Below are 18,676 nucleotides of genomic sequence, written 5' to 3'. Positions count from 1 at the left end.
CGAATATGGCGGAGCGGCCGGACTGGGTCAACCGGGTCTATTGCGAAGATGCGCTGGCGGGGCTGGCGCGCATTCCCGATGGCTCGGTGGACCTGATCCTGACGGATCCGCCGTACAACCTGGGCAAGGATTACGGCAATGCCTCGGACCAGCAGTCGGTGGCCGACTACCTGCGCTGGACGGAACAGTGGATCGATTCGGCGCTGCCCAAGCTCAAAGCCAACGGCAGCCTGTATATCTTCCTCACCTGGCGCTATTCGCCGGAGATCTTCGTCATGCTGAAACAGCGCATGGCGATGATGAATGAAATCATCTGGGATCGCCGCGTGCCGTCCATGGGCGGCAGCGTGCGCAGCTTTTCATCGGTGCACGACACCATCGGCTTCTTCGTCAAGCGCAAGGATTACTACTTCGACCTTGACGCGGTGCGCATCGCCTACGACGCGGCCACCAAGAAAGCCCGTTCGCGCTCGATCTTCATCGGCGCCAAATGGCTGGAAGTGGGCTACAACCCGAAAGACTTGTGGAGCGTGTCGCGCCTGCACAAGGAGCACCCGGAACGGGCCGACCACCCGACCCAAAAGCCGCTGGAAATCATCGAGCGCATGGTCAAGGCGTCGTGCCCGCCCGGCGGCGTGGTGCTCGACCTGTTCATGGGCAGCGGCACCACGGCCCTGGCGGCCAAGCGCTGCGGGCGCGATTTCGTCGGTTTTGAACTCAATCCCGACTACTGCGCCATCATCGAACAGCGATTGGCGGCCCTCGCGCAGGAGCTGGCCGAACCGGCCACATCGCCCGCGGCCAAGCCCGCCAAGGCGGCGAAAAAGCCGGCGGCGGTCAAGAAGCCTGCGGCGGCGAAAAAGCCGCCCGCCGTGAAAAAAGCGCCGGCCCGCAAGGCGCGCAGCGCCAGCGTGCCGGAAGACGTCGTCATTTAGTCTCCATCTCATTTCATCAGGAGTGTTTGCAGCATGTCTTTCCTCGATCAGTTAATCAGCAACACCGTGCGCGCCGATGTGCGGGCCGTCAAGAGCTACCAGGTAGCCGATGCCAGCGGTTACATCAAGCTCGATGCGATGGAAAACCCGTATCCGCTGCCGCAGCATCTGCGCGAGGAACTGGGCGCGCGCCTGGCCGGCGTGGCGCTGAACCGCTATCCGCCGTCGTACGCCAGCCTGCAGGCGGCCATCTGCGCCAAACTGGGCGTGCCCGCCGGTTACGACGTCATGCTGGGCAACGGCTCCGATGAACTGATTTCCATCCTGGCCATGGCCTGCGCCCGCCAGGCGCCGGGCCAGCGCGCCGTGCTGCTGGCGCCCGTGCCGGCCTTCGTCATGTATGCGCGCTCGGCGCAGTTTGCCGGCATGGATTTCGTCGGCGTGCCGTTGAACCCGGACTTCAGCCTGGACATGCCGGCCATGCTGGCGGCCATCGAAGCGCACCGCCCGGCGCTGGTTTTCCTCGCCTATCCGAACAACCCGACGGGCAACCTGTTTGCCACTGCCGATATCGAAGGCCTCCTCGCCGCCCTGGGCGACACGGGCATCGCCGTCGTCGACGAAGCCTACGAGCCGTTCGCGCAGCGCAGCTTCATGGGCCGCCTGCCCGAATATGAAAACCTGGTGGTGATGCGCACCGTGTCGAAACTGGGCCTGGCCGGCATCCGCCTCGGCTACATGTCGGCCGCGCCGGCCTTGCTGGCGCAGTTCGAGAAAGTGCGTCCGCCGTACAATGTCAATGTGCTGACGCAGGCGGCGGCCGAATTCGCGCTTGAGCACCTCGACGTGCTCAATGCGCAGGCGGATCTGCTCAATAGCGCGCGTGACGCGCTGGCGCTGCGCCTGGCGGAACTGCCGGGCGTGACGGTATTTCCCTCGAAGGCAAATTTTCTTCTGATTCGTGTGGCGGATTCCGACGATGTTTGCGCAAAACTGCTTGCCCGCAGGGTTTTAATTAAAAATATGAGTAAAATGCATGCTGCGCTGGCCAATTGCCTGCGCATCAGCGTCAGCACCCCGGAAGAAAATTCCCTTTTTTACGATGCCTTCAAGGCATCCCTCGTTTAGCCTACCGCCAGAGCCTCCCATGAACCGCACCGCAGAAATCACGCGCAACACCAATGAGACGCAAGTTCGCGTCGCCCTCAACCTGGACGGCACGGGCCAGCAAAAGCTCAATACCGGCGTGCCCTTCCTCGACCACATGCTGGACCAGATCGCCCGCCATGGCTTGATCGACCTCGATATCGAAGCGACGGGCGACGTGCATATCGACAACCACCATACGGTGGAAGACGTGGGTATTACGCTGGGCATGGCCGTGGCCAAGGCCATCGGCGACAAGAAGGGCATCCGCCGCTATGGCCACGCCTACGTGCCGCTGGACGAGGCGCTGTCGCGCGTGGTGCTCGATTTCTCGGGCCGCCCTGGCATCGAATACCACATCCCGTTTACGCGCGCCATGATCGCCGGCTTCGACGTCGACCTGACGCTGGAATTTTTCCGCGGCTTCGTCAACCACGCGGGCGTGACCTTGCATATCGATAACCTGCGTGGCACGAATGCCCACCATCAGTGCGAAACCGTGTTCAAGGCCTTTGGCCGCGCGCTGCGCATGGCTGCCGAGCTCGACGAGCGCGCGGCCGGCATCATTCCATCGACCAAGGGCAGCCTGTAAGCGCCGCTCTCGCTATATTGTAGATTCCGGGATCAAACATGAATAAAATTGTGGTGGTGGATTACGGCATGGGCAATTTGCGCTCGGTAGCGCAGGCGTTGCGTGCCGTGGCGCCGGACGCCGATGTGCGCATTTCCGGTGTCGCTGCCGACATCGACAGCGCCGACCGCATCGTCCTGCCGGGCCAGGGCGCCATGCCTGACTGCATGCGCAGTCTGCGCGAATCGGGCGTATTGGAGGCGCTGCTGCGCGCCGCCGACAGCAAGCCCGTGCTGGGCGTGTGCATCGGCGAGCAAATGCTGTTCGACGGCAGCGAAGAGGGCGACGCGGCCGGTTTGGGCTTGCTGCCAGGCAAAGTCGTGCGTTTCCAGCTCGACGGCCAGGTGCAGGAAGACGGCTCGCGCTTCAAGGTGCCGCAAATGGGCTGGAACCAAGTGCGGCAAACGGCGTCCCATGTCATGTGGGATGGCATCGCCGACAACGCGTATTTTTACTTTGTGCACAGCTATTTTGCTCAACCTCAAGAGGCAGCGCACACGGTGGGCGAGACTGTCTATGGCGCGCCGTTCGCCTGCGCCGTCGCCCGTGATAATATTTTCGCGACACAGTTCCACCCTGAAAAAAGTGCTGCCGCTGGCTTGCAGCTGTACAAGAACTTCGTTCACTGGCAACCTTAACGTTGGCTCTCCGGCTTTTTTTCCGCCTCTCACTCACTTTTAAATCACACTGACCATGCTGCTTATTCCCGCCATCGACCTGAAAGACGGTCACTGCGTACGCCTGAAACAAGGCGATATGGAACTTGCCACCGTATTTTCCGAAGACCCGGCCGAGATGGCCCGCCATTGGCTGATGCAGGGCGCGCGCCGGCTGCACCTGGTCGACCTGAACGGCGCCTTTGCCGGCAAGCCGAAGAACGAAGGCGCCGTGAAAGCCATCCTGAAGGCCGTGCAAGATTTCGCCGTGGAAAACGACATCGAGGAAATCCCCGTGCAGCTGGGCGGCGGCATCCGCGACCTCGACACCATCGAGCGCTACCTCGACGCCGGCATCACCTACATCATCATCGGCACGGCGGCCGTGAAAAGCCCCGGCTTCCTGCACGACGCCTGCGGCGCCTTCCCGGGCCACATCATCGTCGGCCTCGATGCCAAGGATGGCAAAGTGGCAACCGATGGCTGGAGCAAGATGTCGGGCCACGAAGTGATCGACCTGGCGAAAAAATTCGAAGCCTACGGCGTCGAGTCGATCATCTACACGGACATCGGCCGCGACGGCATGATGGGCGGCATCAATATCGAAGCCACCGTCAAGCTGGCGCAAGCCGTCAAGATCCCCGTCATCGCCTCGGGCGGCCTGCACAACATCGGCGACGTGGAAGCGCTGTGCGCGGTTCAGGCCGAAGGCATCGAAGGCGTGATCTGCGGCCGTTCCATCTATGAAGGCACGATCGACCTGGCGCAAGCGCAGGAACGCGCCGACGAACTGACCGACGCCGCCGTTTAAGCCTGCCCGGCCGGGACGCGCCTGCGCGCGTTCTGACCTGGCGACAATCTGGAACCCATCATGCTTGCAAAACGTATCATCCCCTGCCTCGACGTGACCAATGGCCGCGTCGTCAAAGGCGTCAATTTCACGGAATTGCGCGACGCGGGCGATCCCGTGGAAATCGCCCGCCGCTATGACGAGCAGGGCGCCGACGAAATCACTTTCCTCGACATTACCGCTTCGAGCGACAACCGCGGCCTGATCTTCGACATCATCGAAGCGGTGGCGTCGCAAGTGTTCATTCCGCTGACCGTGGGCGGCGGCGTGCGCGTGGTGGAAGACGTGCGCCGGCTGCTCAATGCGGGCGCCGACAAGGTCAGCATCAACACCTCGGCCGTGACGAACCCCCAGCTGGTGTTTGAGGCATCGCAAAAGCACGGTTCGCAATGCATCGTCGTCGCCATCGACGCCAAGCAGGTGTCGCCCGGCAAGTGGGAAGTGTTTACCCATGGCGGACGCACGGCCACGGGCCTGGACGCGTTCGAATGGGCGCGTAAAATGGAAAGCCTGGGCGCCGGTGAAATCTTGCTCACCAGCATGGACCGCGACGGCACCAAGGTGGGCTTCGACCTGGGCCTGACGCGCGGCGTGTCCGATGCCGTCAGCATTCCCGTGATCGCCTCGGGCGGCGTGGGCGGCTTGCAAGACCTGGTCGACGGCATCAAGGTGGGCCGGGCGGACGCCGTGCTGGCCGCCAGCATCTTCCACTATGGCCAGCACACGGTGCAGGAAGCCAAGCGCTTCATGGCGCAGCAGGGCATCCCCATGCGCCTGGCGTAAAGACAAGCAAGTCAATATCAGCGGGATAGAAGAACATGCAGAACGGAACCATCGTAGCAAGCAATGCCAAGTGGCTGAAAAAGGTCAAATGGGACGAGCACGGCCTGGTGCCCGTGATCGCGCAGGAAGCGGGCAGCAATGACGTGCTGATGTTCGCCTGGATGAACCGCGACGCGCTTGCGCGCACGGTGGAGCTGGGCGAAGCCGTATACTGGAGCCGTTCGCGCAAGAAACTGTGGCACAAGGGCGAAGAATCGGGTCACACGCAAAAGGTGCTGGAAATCCGCCTCGATTGCGACGAAGACGTGGTCTTGCTGAAAATCGAGCAAGCGGGCGGCATCGCCTGCCATACGGGTCGCCATTCTTGCTTCTTCCAGAAGTTCGAAGGCGACGAGAAAACGGGCGAATGGCAGATCACCGACCCCGTCCTGAAAGACCCTGAGACGATTTATGCGGAAAGCAAGAGCAAATGAGTGAAACGTTAAAACGCCTGGCCGCCGTGATCGAATCGCGCAAGCTGGCCAATGGCGGCGACCCCGCCACCTCGTATGTCGCGCGCCTGTTTGCCAAGGGCGATGATGCCATTTTGAAAAAAATCGGCGAGGAAGCGACGGAAACGGTGATGGCCGCCAAGGATGCGCGCCGCGACAACGACCCGTCCAAGGTCTTGTACGAATGCGCCGACCTGTGGTTTCACTCGCTGGTGATGCTGGCGCAGTTCGACCTGACGCCGCAGCAGGTGCTCGACGAGCTGGCGCGCCGCGAAGGCCTGTCCGGCCTCGAGGAAAAGGCGGCGCGCAAGGACGAGCTGCGCGACGCCGGCGAAACAGACAAACACTGACCTACTGGAGCGTGCGTGGATAACTGTATTTTCTGCAAGATTGCTGCAAAACAAATTCCCTCGACCATCGTGTATGAGGATGACGACTTGCTGGCCTTCAAGGACATCAACCCGGCCGCCCCCGTGCATCTGCTGTTGATCCCGAAGCGCCACGTGGCCAGCCTGTCCGATTGCGACGACAGCCATACGGAAATACTGGGCAAGCTGCTGCGCCTGGCGCCGAAACTCGCCGCCGAATTTGGTTGCGCCGTCAGCTATGACGCCGATGGCACGCCTGCCGGCGGCTTCAAGACCATGATCAACAGCGGCCCGAACGGTGGGCAAGAGGTGTATCACCTGCACATGCATGTGTACGGCGGTCCCCGTCCCTGGCGCGGCCAGCACTGATTTCGCCGTGCGCCGGGTTCGCGTGTATACTACCGGCATTGGTTGACGCTATTCGGGCACCGTCCCGCAAGGAGAATGTGATGGGTTCATTGAGTATTTGGCACTGGGTGATCGTTCTGGTTATCGTGATGCTGGTCTTCGGCACCAAGAAACTGGGCAATATCGGCGGTGATATCGGCAAGGCCGTCAAAGGCTTCAAGGATGGCGTCAAGGGCGACGATGACGCGCCGGCAGCCAATACCCCTCCTGCTGCGCCATCGCAAGTGGCCGACAAAAGCACCATCGACGTCGAAACGAAAGAGAAAAGCAAGTCCTGATAGCGTGGCGGGGCGCTTGCCTCGTCCGGTAACAGCCTTGTCCGCTTATGATCGATCTCGGTCTCTCTAAAATCGCCATCATCGGCGTGGTTGCGTTGATAGTCATCGGCCCTGAAAAGTTGCCGAGAGTGGCGCGCATGGCCGGCACCCTGTATGGCCGCGCGCAACGCTACCTGAACCAGGTGAAATCCGAAGTCACGCGCGAAATCGAGCTGGAAGAGCTGAAAAACCTGCAGAAGGAAGTGCAGGAGGCGGCCCATTCCGTCCAGCAAAGCGTGGAGAAATCCATGCATGGCGTGGAAAACTCGATCTCCGGCAACCTGGCCGAGGTGGAAAACGCGTGGCGCGGCGATTCCAGTGCGTATGAGGGGCATCACGACGCCCATGAAGCCATGCTGCGCGCCACCAACGATGACCTGGCCCGCAAGGCGCGCGAATTTCGCCGCAAGAAGCTGGTGCGCAATTCCGCCGTTCCCGGCTGGTACAAGCAGCGCCATGGCGGCAAGCAGCACGTGCAGTCGGCGGCCGCCCGCGTGGCGCGTTTCCGTCCGCGTGCCAGTTCCTCCTCCTTTTACTCATGAGTAGCAAATTCCCTGTGGAAGAAACCTTTATCTCGCATCTGGTCGAGCTGCGCAACCGCCTGGTCAAGGCCTCGATCGGCATTGCCGTGGTGTGCGCGTTGCTGTTCTGGTGGCCTGGCCCGGATAAAGTCTACGACATCATCGCCCAGCCGATGCTCAGTTCGCTGACCGGCAAAGATTCCAAAATGATTGCCACCGGCGTCATTTCGCCGTTCCTGATACCGATGAAGGTGACCCTGCTGGTGGCCTTTGTCATCTCCTTGCCCTGGGTGCTGTACCAGCTGTGGGCATTTATCGCACCAGGCCTGTACGCGCATGAAAAACGCCTGATCGCGCCACTGGTGATTTCCTCATCATTATTGTTCATGAGTGGAGTTGCCTTCTGTTATTTCTTTGTCTTTGGCAGGGTATTTCACTTCATCAACCAGTTCTCGCCCGACAGCATCACCCTCATGCCCGATATCGAAAATTATCTCGAATTCGTCATGTCGATGTGCCTGGCCTTTGGCGCCACCTTCGAAGTGCCGGTGGTGGTGGTGATCCTCGTGCGCATGGGCCTCGTTTCCATCGCGAAACTCAAGGAAATACGTCCTTACATGATCGTTGGTGCCTTCGTCATCGCCGCCATCGTCACGCCACCCGACATCGTCAGCCAGTTTGCCCTGGCCATCCCGATGTGCCTGCTGTTCGAACTGGGCTTGTTATTGGCGCCGATATTTGTCCGCGCCACCCAGGCGCCGGAAGAAGCGTCCTAGACGGCAGCCACAGGCGCAGACAAAAGCCGCTGACCTCCCCCGGGAGCAGCGGCTTTTTTGTTGTCAGGAAAGTTGGTGTGCGCTTACTGCAGCATCAGTTTGCTGAGGATGCCCAGGTTGAGCAGGATCAAGGTGCTCATCATCCAGTAGACGTGTTTCATGTCCGCGCCATGGCGCAAGTCCAGGCGTTCCAGGCGGGCGTCGAATTTTTGCTCCAGGGCGTCAATTTTGGTGTCGAGCCTGAGCTCCAGCGCATCGATCTTCACCTCCAGGGCGCCTACCTTGGTATCGACGTTCTGCGAAACCAGCTTGATTTCCCCCAGCAGATTGCGCTCCAGCGCCGCCAGTTCGCCATGCACGACGACGGCCGAACCCTGTACCTCGCCCAAGGCCGTGGCATGGGCTTCCGCCTGCTGTGTGGGCACGCCCGCCGAGGCGAGGCGTTTGGCGTAATCGAGGGTGTCGAACTGGATGGGCATATGCATGGACGCTCCCGACTCTCACCCTAGCAGAAAAATCGGCAATTGCCAGTGAGGAGTGCGGTGGCGCCTGCCTTCCCGTCAGCTTGATGGACAGGGTAGCCGGTGGTTTGCGGCGGCGCAAACGCATGCAAAAAGGGCGCCGCGGCGCCCTTTGCAAGCTGACGGCGAGCGCGGCTTAATTCATCAATTCCTTGATGACTTTCACGGGGGCGCTGCCATAGCTGAGGAATTGCTCGTGGAAATCCTTCAGCACGAACTTGTTGCCCAGCGCCTGCTTGCGCTGTTCGCGCAAGTCCATGATTTCGCTGTAGCCGCTGAAATAGCTGGTCAGTTGCACCGAGCTCAACTGCACGCGGCGCCATTTTTCCGTGGCTTCACGCTTGGTCTGGAAAGCCTGGCGCGTCAGCAGGTCGAGCGCTTGCGCTTCCGTCATGCCCAGCACGTGCACGCTGTAGTCGAGGATGGTGTTGGTGACGCTGCGCAAGTTCCACTTCGAATACATCAGCCACATTTCCGGCGCGTTGTTGCCATAGCCCGATTCGAGCATCATGCGCTCGCCATACACGGCCCAGCCTTCGATCATGGCGCCATTGCCGAAGATCGATTTGACCAGCGACGGCGACTTGTTCGCGTACACGAGCTGCGTGTAGTGGCCGGGGATGGCTTCGTGGATGTTCAGGATCTGCAAGATCCAGTGGTTGTACTCGCGCAAGCTGCTTTCCGCCTGTTCCGGCGTTTCGCCGTCGAGCGGCGTCACGTTGTAATAGGTGCGGTCCTGCGGACGGTAGGGGCCGGGCGCCTCGATGCTGGCGCCGGCCACGCCGCGCTGGTAGGCGGGTGTTTCACGCACGACCAGAGGCTTTTTCGGGTCCATCGTCAGCAGGTTGTGGCTGGTCACCCATTCCTGCAATTCCGGGATCTGGCGGCGGATTTCCGGCACGAAATCGGCGGGGGCCACGTGCTTGCTGGACAGCTTGTCGATCACCATGCCGATCTTCGCCGTGCGGTCCGCCGGCTTGGCCGTGCTGCCCATGGTTTTCACCCACAGCTCGTCGGACAGGCTATCCATGTGCTCGAGCAGCTTTTCGCGCGCGGCCAGGGCTTTCTGGTACATCTGCTCGGCGCTCACGCTGGCCTGGATATCGTAGGCGAATTTCTGTTCATATAAATCTTTGCCGATGCGGAAGGAGCGCGCATTGCCGTTCTGCGCTAGCGCGGCATCCTGTTCCGTCAGCCAGGCCGCATAGCCTTGCACGGCCGTGCGGGCCGCGGCGATGCGCGCGTTGTACAGCTGCTTTTCCGCCGGCGTCAGGATGGAACCCTGTGCCGTCTTGTTCAGGTCGTCAAGCACGCTGAGCACGCCGGCGCTCTGGGCGATGGCCAGCTGCGTGTGCTCGCGCGTGGGGTTGACGATGCTGGCGCGGGCGGCCGCATAGTATTGCGGCACGCTGGCGATACGCTTGAGCAAGGTGCGCAGGCGCTGCGGCTGGGCCGCGTATTCCGTGTTCAGGATGAAATCGATGGAGCCGGCCACGTTGTACTGGGCGGGATTCCATTCGAATTCGCGGAAGGTGGTCAGATACCAGCGGTCCGACTGCAATTTATTCGTCAGCAAGGCCAGGTCGGTGCGTTGCTTGTCCGACATCTTGCCGGCATTCAGCTTGCCGAACTTGCCCAGCCATTCTTCGATGAAGGCCAGCTGCTTCTGGCGGCTGGCCGCGTCGGGAATGCTCAGGTTGGCGGCGCCATCGTACTTGCCGACCGAAATCGCGCTTTCCGGGTCCAGGCGCCACAGGGCCGTGAGGAACTGGCCGCTGAGGTTATTCATGGAGCGGTCGCTGCTGTTCTCGCTGGCGACGGCGGCGACCGTTGCTGCCGTGGCCGCCGTGACGACGGCCGCTTTCTTGCCGACGGTTTTCTTCTTGCTGCTGCTGGTGCCGGCCTTGCCTTGCTTCTGCGGTTTCTTGGCGGCGCTGGCTGGTGTCAGGGTAAAAGCCATCATCAATGCGGCGAGCGCAACTTTATTTTTGATCAGCATAGTTTATCTCTTGAATATTTTGCTGTCTGTCAGTATCAGAAAATAATAAACTGATAATATAAGTAACAAACAACTATTGAAAGGTTGGCCTTGCTTGCCTGGGCGGCCCAAAGATTAGCATTAATTGCCGCCGCTGCGCAGTTTTTTGCGCCGGGAGCGCGCGGCGCTAGACGACGATGGCGCTGCCGCGCAGCATGTCCTGGTGGCGCGCATTGATGGCCGCCACGGCATCCTTGCCGCGCGCCATGCCGGTGGCGTGGATTTCCGTTTCCTGCGTGTAGCGCTGGCGGACTCTTACCGTATAGGACTGGAACAGCCAGCTCCAGAAGTTGGTTTCATAGACGGCTTCATCCATGTCGCGCCACTTGACGCCCGTCAGTTTCTTTTTCCACGGCAAGATGCCGGACGCCAGCCACACGCCCGCCTCGTCGTAGTACAGCTGATAGCTGCGGATCGTCAGCAGGCGGTAGCCGACGATCAGCGCCGAGCCGATCAGCACGACGAAGGCGGCGCGCGCGTTGTACTTGAAGGCCAGCGGCAGGGCGGCAAAGAACAGCAGCACGGCGATGATGAAGGTGCTGACATAGGCTGTCCAGGATTTGCCGCACAAAAAGGTGGCGCGCTGGCCGGCGCTGGTGGCGATATAGTCGGTCATGGCGTGGCATCAAAACAGGGAAAAACGATCATCGCATGGAACGCGGCTTCCCCGTGCGTTTTTTCAAACTCATCGCTTCAACCCCTCCTGCAGCATGCCCAGCATGTCACTGGCCGACATGCGCGCGGCCGCATCGCTGCCTTCCAGCAGACTGTCGGCCAGATCGCGCTTGTGCTGGTGCAATTCGACGATGCCTTCCTCGATCGTGTGTTTCGCCACCAGGCGGTAGATGGTGACGGGGCGCAATTGCCCCATGCGGTGGGCGCGGTCCGAGGCCTGGTCTTCCACGGCCGGGTTCCACCACGGGTCCATGTGGATCACGTAATCGGCCGCCGTCAGGTTGATGCCCATGCCGCCCGCCTTCAGGCTGATCAGGAAGACGTCGCCTTCGCCCGCCTGGAAGGCGTCGACCCGGCGCTTGCGCTCCTGCATGGGCGTGCTGCCGTCGAGATACTGATAGCTGACGCCATGCTGCTCCAGGTGCTTGCGGATGAGTGTCAAATGGTCGACGAACTGGCTGAAGACGAGCACCTTGTGGCGGTTTTCCAGCAAGCCCGACAGCAGTTCGGCGAAGGCGGCCAGCTTGCTGCTGGCCAGGCCCAGCTCGGGCGCCACCAGCTGCGGATTGCAGCAGGCGCGGCGCAGCTTCATGATTTCCGCCAGGATCTGGATGGCCTTTTTCGAGGCCGGTCCTTCCACCATGGCCAGCTTTTCCAGCGCTTCGCGGCGCAAGGATTCGTACAGCGCCGTTTCCTGCGGCGACAATTCCACTTCCAGCACGATTTCCGTGCGTGACGGCAATTCCGACAGCACTTGCGTTTTTGTCCGGCGCAGGATGAACGGCGCGATCAGGCGGCGCAGCCGCAGGCGCGCGCCGGCCGCCGCCCGCTTGTCCTGATCCTTTTCGATCGGTCCCGCAAAACGCAAATTGAACTGGTCCAGGGTGCCCAGCAAGCCCGGGTTAATAAAACGGAACAGATTCCACAGTTCGCCCAGGTGGTTTTCCAGCGGCGTGCCGCTGGCCACCATGCGGAAATCGCCTTGCAAGGCCATCACGGCTTGCGAACGCTTGGTGGCGCCATTCTTGATCGCCTGCGCTTCGTCGAGCACGATCGTATGCCAGCGCACGCCGGCAAACATGGCGGCTTCCTGCTGCAGCAAGCCATAGCTGGCCACCACCAGGTCGAACGGCTGCAAGGTGTTGAGCATGTCGGCCCGGTCGCCGCTGCCGAACAGTTTGACGTTCAAGGTGGGCGCGAAGCGCTGCGCTTCGCTGATCCAGTTCATGCACACGGACGTGGGGGCGACGACGAGGGTGGGGCCGTTCGGCGCGCGCGCGAGGATCAGCGCCAGCGCCTGCAAAGTCTTGCCGAGTCCCATGTCGTCGGCCAGGCAGGCGCCCACGCCCCAGTGCGCCAGGCGCGCCAGCCATTCGTAGCCGGCCAGCTGGTAGTCGCGCAAGTCGGCCTGCAGGGTGCTGGGCAGCTGCGGTTGGTAATCGTCGAGCGCGCGCAGGCGCAGCAGGTGTTCGCGCCACAGTTTGTCGGCCTTCACGCCGCCCGCATCGTTGGCCAGCTCTTCCAGCGCAAACGCGGCCAGCGGGTGGATGTGCACGCCATCGGGATGCGCTTCGCCATACGCAGCCAGTTCCGACAGGCGCCGGTGCAGCTCGTCGCTGAGCGCGAGGAACTGGTTGTCGCCCAGGGCCACGAAGCGGCTTTTATTGTTCTGCATCAAATCGAGCAGGGCGCGCAAATCCATCACCTTGTCTTCATCGATCTGCACTTCGCCGCTGGCGGCAAACCAGTCTTTTTCGCTCTTGATATTCAGGCGCATCTGGCCGCTGTCGATGCGCTTCGACACGCGCATGGTTTCGCCTTCGGGCCACGCCAAGACCATGCCGGCGGGGTCGAGCGCTTGCAGCTCCACCAGCAATTGCAGGCCCAGCGCTGGCTGGCCCAGCAGCCATTCGCCATGCTCTTCTTCCGCCTCTTCCAGCACCAGACATTTTCCGATCAGCTGGCGCTGCGCTTCGCGTTCCGCATTCAGGTCACGCCGCGCTTGCACGGCCCGGCCCGCCACATCGGCAAACACGCTTTCGGCGCCGCTGCCCGGTGCGTAATAGGCGCCGTTGTCGAGCAGCGGGCGCACGAGAATTTGCATCTTCAACCCCTGCTGGTAGGGCAGCAAATGCACGTGCAGGCGGTGGTCGGCCGTGATGACTTCCGCGTCGCCCGCGCCGCCGCCGATATCGGACTGCACGGTGACCATGGACGAGATGGCACCGATGGCCTGCATCACCTGTTTTTCCGCATGCAGGGGCACGGACAAGCCCAGGCCCACGATGGCGCCGATGCGCCGGTGTTCGTCGAGGATGTGCACCACGCGCAGGCGCGTCGGCGTTTCCTTCTGCACCACGACGTTGCCGCCGTTGTCGGGCAGCGGCGGCTGCATGCCCAGCCACAGTTGCCCCTCGTGCGACTTGATCAGGAGCTCCGGTGCGCCGGCGATCAGTTCCACGCGCGTGTCGGGGTGATCGAGCCAGAAGACGAGCGGGTGGCCCACCAGCAGGATGGCGGCCTTGTCCAGCTCGATTTCATAGCGCGGTGCCGACGAATAATATTGTTTGAACGGCGCGATGCTGCCGACCGCGCGGGCGTCCTGCGGCGTGAGGAAATCGATGTCGCCCGCCTCTTCGGCCAGGCGTTTGAGGCCCATGGCGCGGCCCTTGCTCCAGCCGCCCCGCGCGTCGCGTTTCTGCTCGCGCACTTCCACGGCCGTCAAGCCGAAGCGCGGGTCGAACGCCACCAGCCACACGAGGCGCGAGACGCCGCCCAGCGCTTCGGCGGGCGCGTTCTGCTGCAGGTTGATCAGGGCGCTCAGCTGGCGCTGCCACGCTTCCTGGCGCTCGAACCACGGCGCCATGTCCGTCAGACCGTGTTGCGCGCGCTTGGCCGTGGCGTAGCGCTCCTGCTGCGGCTCGCCCAGCAAGCCCAGCAAGCCGGCCGCCTGCGCGGCAATCAGGTCGTAGCCGGCCGCGTCCGCTTGCTGCACCAACAGGCGCAGTTGATCCTTGCGCTCGCTCAATTGCGGCAGGGCCAGCCAGTAGTACAGCAAGGCCTGGAACAGCTGCGCCTGCAGTCCCGTTTCCCAGCTGCGCGTGGGGATCGCATCGGCTTGCAGCACGCCGGCGCGCACCAGGCGCAAGGTATTGAGTTGCTGGTAGACGATGCTGTCGTGGTTCGGTTGCGCATGCAGCGCGATATCGAGGTAGGTCTCCGCGCTTTTCAGCAGCTTGGCGTCGTTGCCGCGCAGCAAGGCCAGCACGTACAGGTGGCCGCCGATGCCCGTAAAGCACAGCTTGCGCTTGCCTGTTTCCTTGCGTAACCCTTTCAGGGCCGTTTCAAAGCCCGCCACGGCGTGCGCATGTTCGCCGCGCAACAGGGCGATGCTGCTGTCGACAAACAGCGCCTGCGGCCCCTGCTGGCCCGCCAGGTAGCGCGCGGCCGCGTCGAGTTCGCCGCACAGCAGGGCGTCCTCGGCCAAGGCCAGCGGCAGGGCGGCGCCGATGTGGTCGCCGGCGGCCGCCTGGCGCGCGTGGTGCGCGCGCGCGTAGGTACGGATGGCGTGCGCCGTGGCCGGTTCGCGCGGGGCGTTGCCCAACAGCACGGCGAGGATGTCGTCCTGCAGTTGCGGCATGACGAAAGACAACATTTCCGGCTCGAACGGCCGGCCGAAGATCTCGATCAGCGGATGCAGCTGCTGCGCTTCATAGCACGCCATGCAGGCGGCCAGGATGGCGGCCACGTGGCGCACCTCGTCATTGCGCAAGAGGGCGATGCGCAGGCGCGCCACGCCTTGCCGGTAGCTGCGCAATTCCACATAGCCATCCCAGTTGCGGCGCACGGGGTTGATCAGCTCGATGGCCTGGCACAGGTCGCGGAACACCAGGTGCTCGATGGCGGCGCGCATGGCGGGCCAGCGCAGCTTCGCTTCGCAGGCATAGCCCCGTCCCACCACTTCGGACGCCAGCGCGTGCCGCGTCAAATGCTGCAGCATGCCCGTGACGGTGAGCAGGGCAAACGGCGTGCCGTCCGGCTCGACGACATTGGCGCGCTGCAAGTGTTCATACACGGCATGCTTGCCCACGGGTTCGCCCGCGATGGCCAGCAAGGCCAGGATCATCTGTTCATGCTGCTCCAGGGCGGCGAATTCATCCAGCAAGCGCTGGTCTGCATGCGGGTCGGTCATGCGGACAAGTTGGCGATGTGCACGGGCGGCTCGCCGGCCGCCACGGGCAGGCCGAACACGCGCTGGTAGAAATACAGTTCCGCTTCCAGCGTGCGCACGATGTTTTCCGCCTTGCGGAAGCCGTGGCCCTCGCCTTCGAGCGGCACATACGCGACGGGCACGCCGCGCGCCTGCAGGGCGTCGACCATCAGCTGCGACTGCTGCGGCGGCACTACCTTGTCATCGAGGCCCTGGAAGAAGATCATCGGGCGCGACAGTTTGTCCGTGTGGTGGATGGGCGAGCGCTCGCGGTACAGGGCCTCGGCTTGCGGCTGCGAAGCGATCAGGTAGTCGGTGTAGCGCGATTCGAACTTGTGCGAATCGTCGTCCAGACCCTTCAGGTCGGATACGCCATAGTAGCTGGCGCCCGCCTTGAAGACGTCGTGGAAGGTCAGGGCGCACAGGGTCGTCAGGCCGCCCGCGCTGCCGCCGCGGATGATCAGGCGTTCCGGGTCGGCCAGGCCGTTGGCGGCCAGGTAGCGCGCGCCGGCGATGCAGTCTTCCACGTCGACGATGCCCCACTGTCCGCGCAGCGCGTCGCGGTATTCGCGGCCGAAACCGCTGCTGCCGCCGTAGTTGACGTCGAGCACGCCGATGCCGCGGCTGGTCCAGTACTGCGTCGCCAGCTTCAAGGTATTGCTGGCCATGCTGGTGGGGCCGCCATGACTGATGACGATGACGGGCGGCAAGGTGCCTGCCGGCGCCTGCACGTCGCCATTGGTGGGCGCATAAAAGAAGGCATACGCCGTGCGGCCATTGCTGCTAGGGAAACTCAAGCTGCGCGGCACGGACAAATACTCGAGCGCGGGCAATTGTGCGATCGACTGGGCCAGTACTTCCAGCTCATGGTTGGACAAATCGATGCGCGCCAGTTCCAGCGCGATGGTGGGGCTGCCGCCCAAGAGCGCGACGAAGCCGGGTCCCACGCGCAGTTCGCGGATTTCCTGGTACGGATGCGGTATCGGCTCGAGCTTGGCCGCCGCCACGTTCAATTGCGCCAGATAATTGACGCCGGCCTGGATATACGTGCAGACGATCTCGTCGTCGGAAAGAAAACCGTACATGCTGCCGCCGAAGGTCCAGTGCGGCGTGGCAAATTCCGCTTCCATCGGGCACAGCGCCTCGATGTCGGCGCCATGCAGGCGATACAGATTCCACCAGCCGCTGCTGTCGGAAACGAAGTGCAGCAAGCCGTTCGGCGACCATTCCGGCTGGCAAATCGACTCGCGCGCGCCGCCGGCGATCAGGCGGGGCGAACCGAGGCTGCCGTCCGCCTGCACGTCGGCCAGCCACAGTTCCGTGCCTTGCCACGGCAGGCGCGGGTGGTCCCAGCTGATCCAGGCGAGCTGGCTGCCGTCCGGCGACAAACGCGGCGCCGCATAAAAATCGTGGCCACGCGCCAGCACCGTTTCGTGCCCGTCGAAGCCGACGGCCGCCAGGCAGTTTTCCGGCTGCGCATGGCCCTCTGCCGGATGCTGTTCGCGCACGGCGATCAGGCGGGCACGGGCCGCATCGACGACGAAGTCCGCATGGCGCGTATTGCCGCCCGTGGTGAACGCTTCGGGCGCGGCGTCGCCGGCCACGCGGTACAGGCAATTGTCGGCGAAATGCGAGAAATACACGGTATCGCCGGCCACCGCATACGCGCCGCCGCCGTATTCATGCACGCGGGTGCGCACATTGAAGGGCGCTGGCGTGAGTTCATCGACACGCGCGCCGCGCTGGCGCAGCAGGGTGTTGCGACCCGCCTCGCTGGCGCGCCCGGCCAGCCAGAACACGTCGGCGCCATCCGCTCCCCCGAGGGCCAGCTGCGTCAGCGGCGAGGCGCCGGCGGCGACGATGGCCGCGCTGATCGGCGATGGCCAAATGCCATAAGGGGTGCTGGATGCGGTCGAGGTCATGCGGGCTCCGTGTCGTGGTGGGTAGAGGGGCCTCCAGGCGGCGTCAGGCAGCGCGGCGGCGTTCATCATCATAATGGAAGGGCAGGCACAACGAAAGTCATCGCTGTGCGTGGCAAATGCTGCAAAGCGGCACCGGAATCAATGAAATGGCGGCGATTGGATGCGATAATACCGCTTCTCCAAGCTCGATTGCCTGCCATGCCACAATTTGCTCCGCTCCAGAATGACACTTTCCTGCGCGCCCTGCTGCGCCAGCCGACCGAGCACACTCCTGTCTGGCTGATGCGCCAGGCAGGCCGCTACCTGCCCGAATACCGCGCCACGCGCGAGCGGGCCGGCTCCTTCCTGGGCCTGGCGAAGAATCCCGATTACGCAACGGAAGTGACCTTGCAGCCCCTGGAGCGTTTCCCGCTCGACGCGGCGATTTTGTTTTCGGACATTCTGACGGTGCCGGACGCCATGGGCCTGGGCCTGTATTTCGCCGATGGCGAAGGCCCGAAGTTCGAGCGCCCGCTGCGCACGGAGCAGGACGTGAAGGCCTTGCAAGTGCCGGACCTGGCATCGCTCGACTATGTCTTCAAGGCCGTCACGCAAATCCGCACGGAACTCAATGGCCGTGTGCCGCTGATCGGTTTTTCCGGCAGCCCGTGGACCCTGGCGTGCTACATGGTGGAAGGCGGCGGCTCGAAAGAGTTCCATACCATCAAGAAGATGCTGTACAACCGCCCTGACCTGATGCACCACATCCTGGCGATCAACGCCACGTCCGTGGCGCAGTACCTGAATGCGCAGATCGACGCCGGCGCGCAAGCCGTGATGATCTTCGATTCCTGGGGCGGTGCGCTGGCTGACGGCGCCTACCAGGAATTCTCGCTGGCCTACATGCAGCAAGTGGTGGCGCAGCTGAAACGCGACAAGGATGGCGTCAAGATTCCCGCCATCGTGTTTACCAAGGGCGGCGGCCAGTGGATCGAGCAGATCGCCGACATCGGCGCCGATGCCGTGGGCCTGGACTGGACCGTCAACCTGACGCGCGCGCGCCAGCTGGTGGGCCATAAAGTGGGCTTGCAGGGCAACCTCGACCCTGCCATCCTGTTCGCCAGCCCCGAGCAGATCCGCGCCGAAGTGGCGAAAGTGCTCAACGCCTTCGGCGCGCCATCGGCTGGTACGGGCCACGTGTTCAACCTGGGTCATGGCATTTCCCAGTTCACGCCGCCGGAATCCGTGGCAGCGATGGTGGAAGCCGTGCACAGCATGAGCCGCGCCATGCGCAGCGGCCAGTAAGTCGTCGTTTTCCCCGCAGGGGCAGAAAAGGCAGGCTTTCCAACGGAAGCCTGCCTTTTTCTTTGCTGCGCCTTAGCAAGACATACCGACTTATGCACAATTTTTTTTGCTGCGGAAATAAGAGGCAGTGTCAAAGCCATGCCC

Annotated in this window: 18 protein-coding genes; 13 read left to right on the top strand and 5 right to left on the bottom strand. The window is 62.9% G+C overall.

Features of this window, described 5'->3' with window-relative positions; all coding sequences use genetic code 11:
- The first annotated feature begins 5 nt into the window (after nucleotides 1-5).
- The 12 genes from IGS60_RS24755 (at nucleotide 6) to tatC (ending at nucleotide 7,882) form a co-directional block, all read left to right on the top strand.
- The gene (locus IGS60_RS24755; protein WP_230506510.1) at nucleotides 6-935 is read left to right on the top strand and encodes a site-specific DNA-methyltransferase; all 930 of its coding nucleotides are present in this window, start codon (nucleotides 6-8) and stop codon (nucleotides 933-935) included.
- A gap of 33 nt (nucleotides 936-968) precedes the next feature.
- Nucleotides 969-2,063 carry a histidinol-phosphate transaminase gene (gene hisC / locus IGS60_RS24750; protein ID WP_230506484.1) on the top strand — a complete coding sequence of 365 codons (1,095 nt, stop codon included), beginning with the start codon at nucleotides 969-971 and terminating at the stop codon, nucleotides 2,061-2,063.
- A 19-nt stretch (nucleotides 2,064-2,082) separates the two neighbouring features.
- Complete coding sequence (gene hisB, locus IGS60_RS24745; RefSeq protein ID WP_010402123.1) at nucleotides 2,083-2,673, top strand: imidazoleglycerol-phosphate dehydratase HisB; 591 nt, start codon at nucleotides 2,083-2,085, stop codon at nucleotides 2,671-2,673.
- Between the two features lie 38 nt (nucleotides 2,674-2,711).
- On the top strand, nucleotides 2,712-3,350 hold the full coding sequence (hisH, locus tag IGS60_RS24740; protein ID WP_071650181.1) for an imidazole glycerol phosphate synthase subunit HisH: 639 nt from the start codon (nucleotides 2,712-2,714) through the stop codon (nucleotides 3,348-3,350).
- A gap of 55 nt (nucleotides 3,351-3,405) precedes the next feature.
- Nucleotides 3,406-4,179, top strand: coding sequence for a 1-(5-phosphoribosyl)-5-[(5-phosphoribosylamino)methylideneamino]imidazole-4-carboxamide isomerase (hisA, locus tag IGS60_RS24735; RefSeq protein ID WP_070219639.1), 774 nt, complete (start codon nucleotides 3,406-3,408; stop codon nucleotides 4,177-4,179).
- 60 nt (nucleotides 4,180-4,239) lie between these two features.
- Nucleotides 4,240-5,001, top strand: a complete 762-nt coding sequence (hisF, locus tag IGS60_RS24730; protein ID WP_070219637.1) for an imidazole glycerol phosphate synthase subunit HisF — start codon at nucleotides 4,240-4,242, stop codon at nucleotides 4,999-5,001.
- Between the two features lie 35 nt (nucleotides 5,002-5,036).
- On the top strand, nucleotides 5,037-5,474 hold the full coding sequence (gene hisI / locus IGS60_RS24725) for a phosphoribosyl-AMP cyclohydrolase (RefSeq protein WP_070219635.1): 438 nt from the start codon (nucleotides 5,037-5,039) through the stop codon (nucleotides 5,472-5,474).
- Nucleotides 5,471-5,842, top strand: a complete 372-nt coding sequence (locus tag IGS60_RS24720; RefSeq protein ID WP_034753849.1) for a phosphoribosyl-ATP diphosphatase — start codon at nucleotides 5,471-5,473, stop codon at nucleotides 5,840-5,842. The genes hisI and IGS60_RS24720 overlap by 4 nt, the downstream gene beginning before the upstream one ends.
- Nucleotides 5,843-5,857: 15 nt before the next feature.
- Nucleotides 5,858-6,229 carry a histidine triad nucleotide-binding protein gene (locus tag IGS60_RS24715; protein ID WP_070313395.1) on the top strand — a complete coding sequence of 124 codons (372 nt, stop codon included), beginning with the start codon at nucleotides 5,858-5,860 and terminating at the stop codon, nucleotides 6,227-6,229.
- 80 nt (nucleotides 6,230-6,309) lie between these two features.
- Nucleotides 6,310-6,546, top strand: coding sequence for a Sec-independent protein translocase subunit TatA (gene tatA, locus IGS60_RS24710; protein WP_046683197.1), 237 nt, complete (start codon nucleotides 6,310-6,312; stop codon nucleotides 6,544-6,546).
- Between the two features lie 47 nt (nucleotides 6,547-6,593).
- Nucleotides 6,594-7,127 (top strand): Sec-independent protein translocase protein TatB, encoded by a 534-nt coding sequence (gene tatB, locus IGS60_RS24705; protein WP_230506483.1) that lies wholly within the window; start codon nucleotides 6,594-6,596, stop codon nucleotides 7,125-7,127.
- Complete coding sequence (gene tatC, locus IGS60_RS24700; RefSeq protein WP_230506482.1) at nucleotides 7,124-7,882, top strand: twin-arginine translocase subunit TatC; 759 nt, start codon at nucleotides 7,124-7,126, stop codon at nucleotides 7,880-7,882. The genes tatB and tatC overlap by 4 nt, the downstream gene beginning before the upstream one ends.
- 83 nt (nucleotides 7,883-7,965) lie before the next feature.
- On the opposite strand, the gene IGS60_RS24695 is transcribed toward tatC, so the two are convergent.
- From IGS60_RS24695 to IGS60_RS24675, 5 genes are all read right to left on the bottom strand, one after another.
- On the bottom strand, nucleotides 7,966-8,367 hold the full coding sequence (locus tag IGS60_RS24695; protein WP_230506481.1) for a hypothetical protein: 402 nt from the start codon (nucleotides 8,365-8,367) through the stop codon (nucleotides 7,966-7,968).
- 172 nt (nucleotides 8,368-8,539) lie between these two features.
- On the bottom strand, nucleotides 8,540-10,399 hold the full coding sequence (locus IGS60_RS24690; RefSeq protein ID WP_070312009.1) for a DUF885 domain-containing protein: 1,860 nt from the start codon (nucleotides 10,397-10,399) through the stop codon (nucleotides 8,540-8,542).
- A gap of 169 nt (nucleotides 10,400-10,568) precedes the next feature.
- Nucleotides 10,569-11,057 (bottom strand): hypothetical protein, encoded by a 489-nt coding sequence (locus IGS60_RS24685; RefSeq protein ID WP_230506480.1) that lies wholly within the window; start codon nucleotides 11,055-11,057, stop codon nucleotides 10,569-10,571.
- Nucleotides 11,058-11,126: 69 nt separating this feature from the next.
- Nucleotides 11,127-15,308: a DEAD/DEAH box helicase gene (locus tag IGS60_RS24680; protein WP_230506479.1), complete on the bottom strand. Its 4,182-nt coding sequence runs from the start codon at nucleotides 15,306-15,308 to the stop codon at nucleotides 11,127-11,129.
- Nucleotides 15,305-17,248 carry a prolyl oligopeptidase family serine peptidase gene (locus IGS60_RS24675; RefSeq protein WP_230506478.1) on the bottom strand — a complete coding sequence of 648 codons (1,944 nt, stop codon included), beginning with the start codon at nucleotides 17,246-17,248 and terminating at the stop codon, nucleotides 15,305-15,307. Before IGS60_RS24675 ends, IGS60_RS24680 begins: the two co-directional genes overlap by 4 nt.
- 198 nt (nucleotides 17,249-17,446) lie before the next feature.
- Here IGS60_RS24675 and hemE point away from each other — a divergent pair, with 198 nt between their 5' ends.
- Nucleotides 17,447-18,532, top strand: coding sequence for a uroporphyrinogen decarboxylase (hemE, locus tag IGS60_RS24670; RefSeq protein WP_070312001.1), 1,086 nt, complete (start codon nucleotides 17,447-17,449; stop codon nucleotides 18,530-18,532).
- The last annotated feature ends 144 nt before the right edge of the window (nucleotides 18,533-18,676 follow it).

The organism is Janthinobacterium sp. FW305-128 (assembly GCF_020858135.1).
Classification (GTDB): Bacteria; Pseudomonadota; Gammaproteobacteria; order Burkholderiales; family Burkholderiaceae_D; genus Janthinobacterium.
Note: the sequence above shows the minus strand (reverse complement) of the source record. Positions and strands in the feature narration are given on the sequence as shown.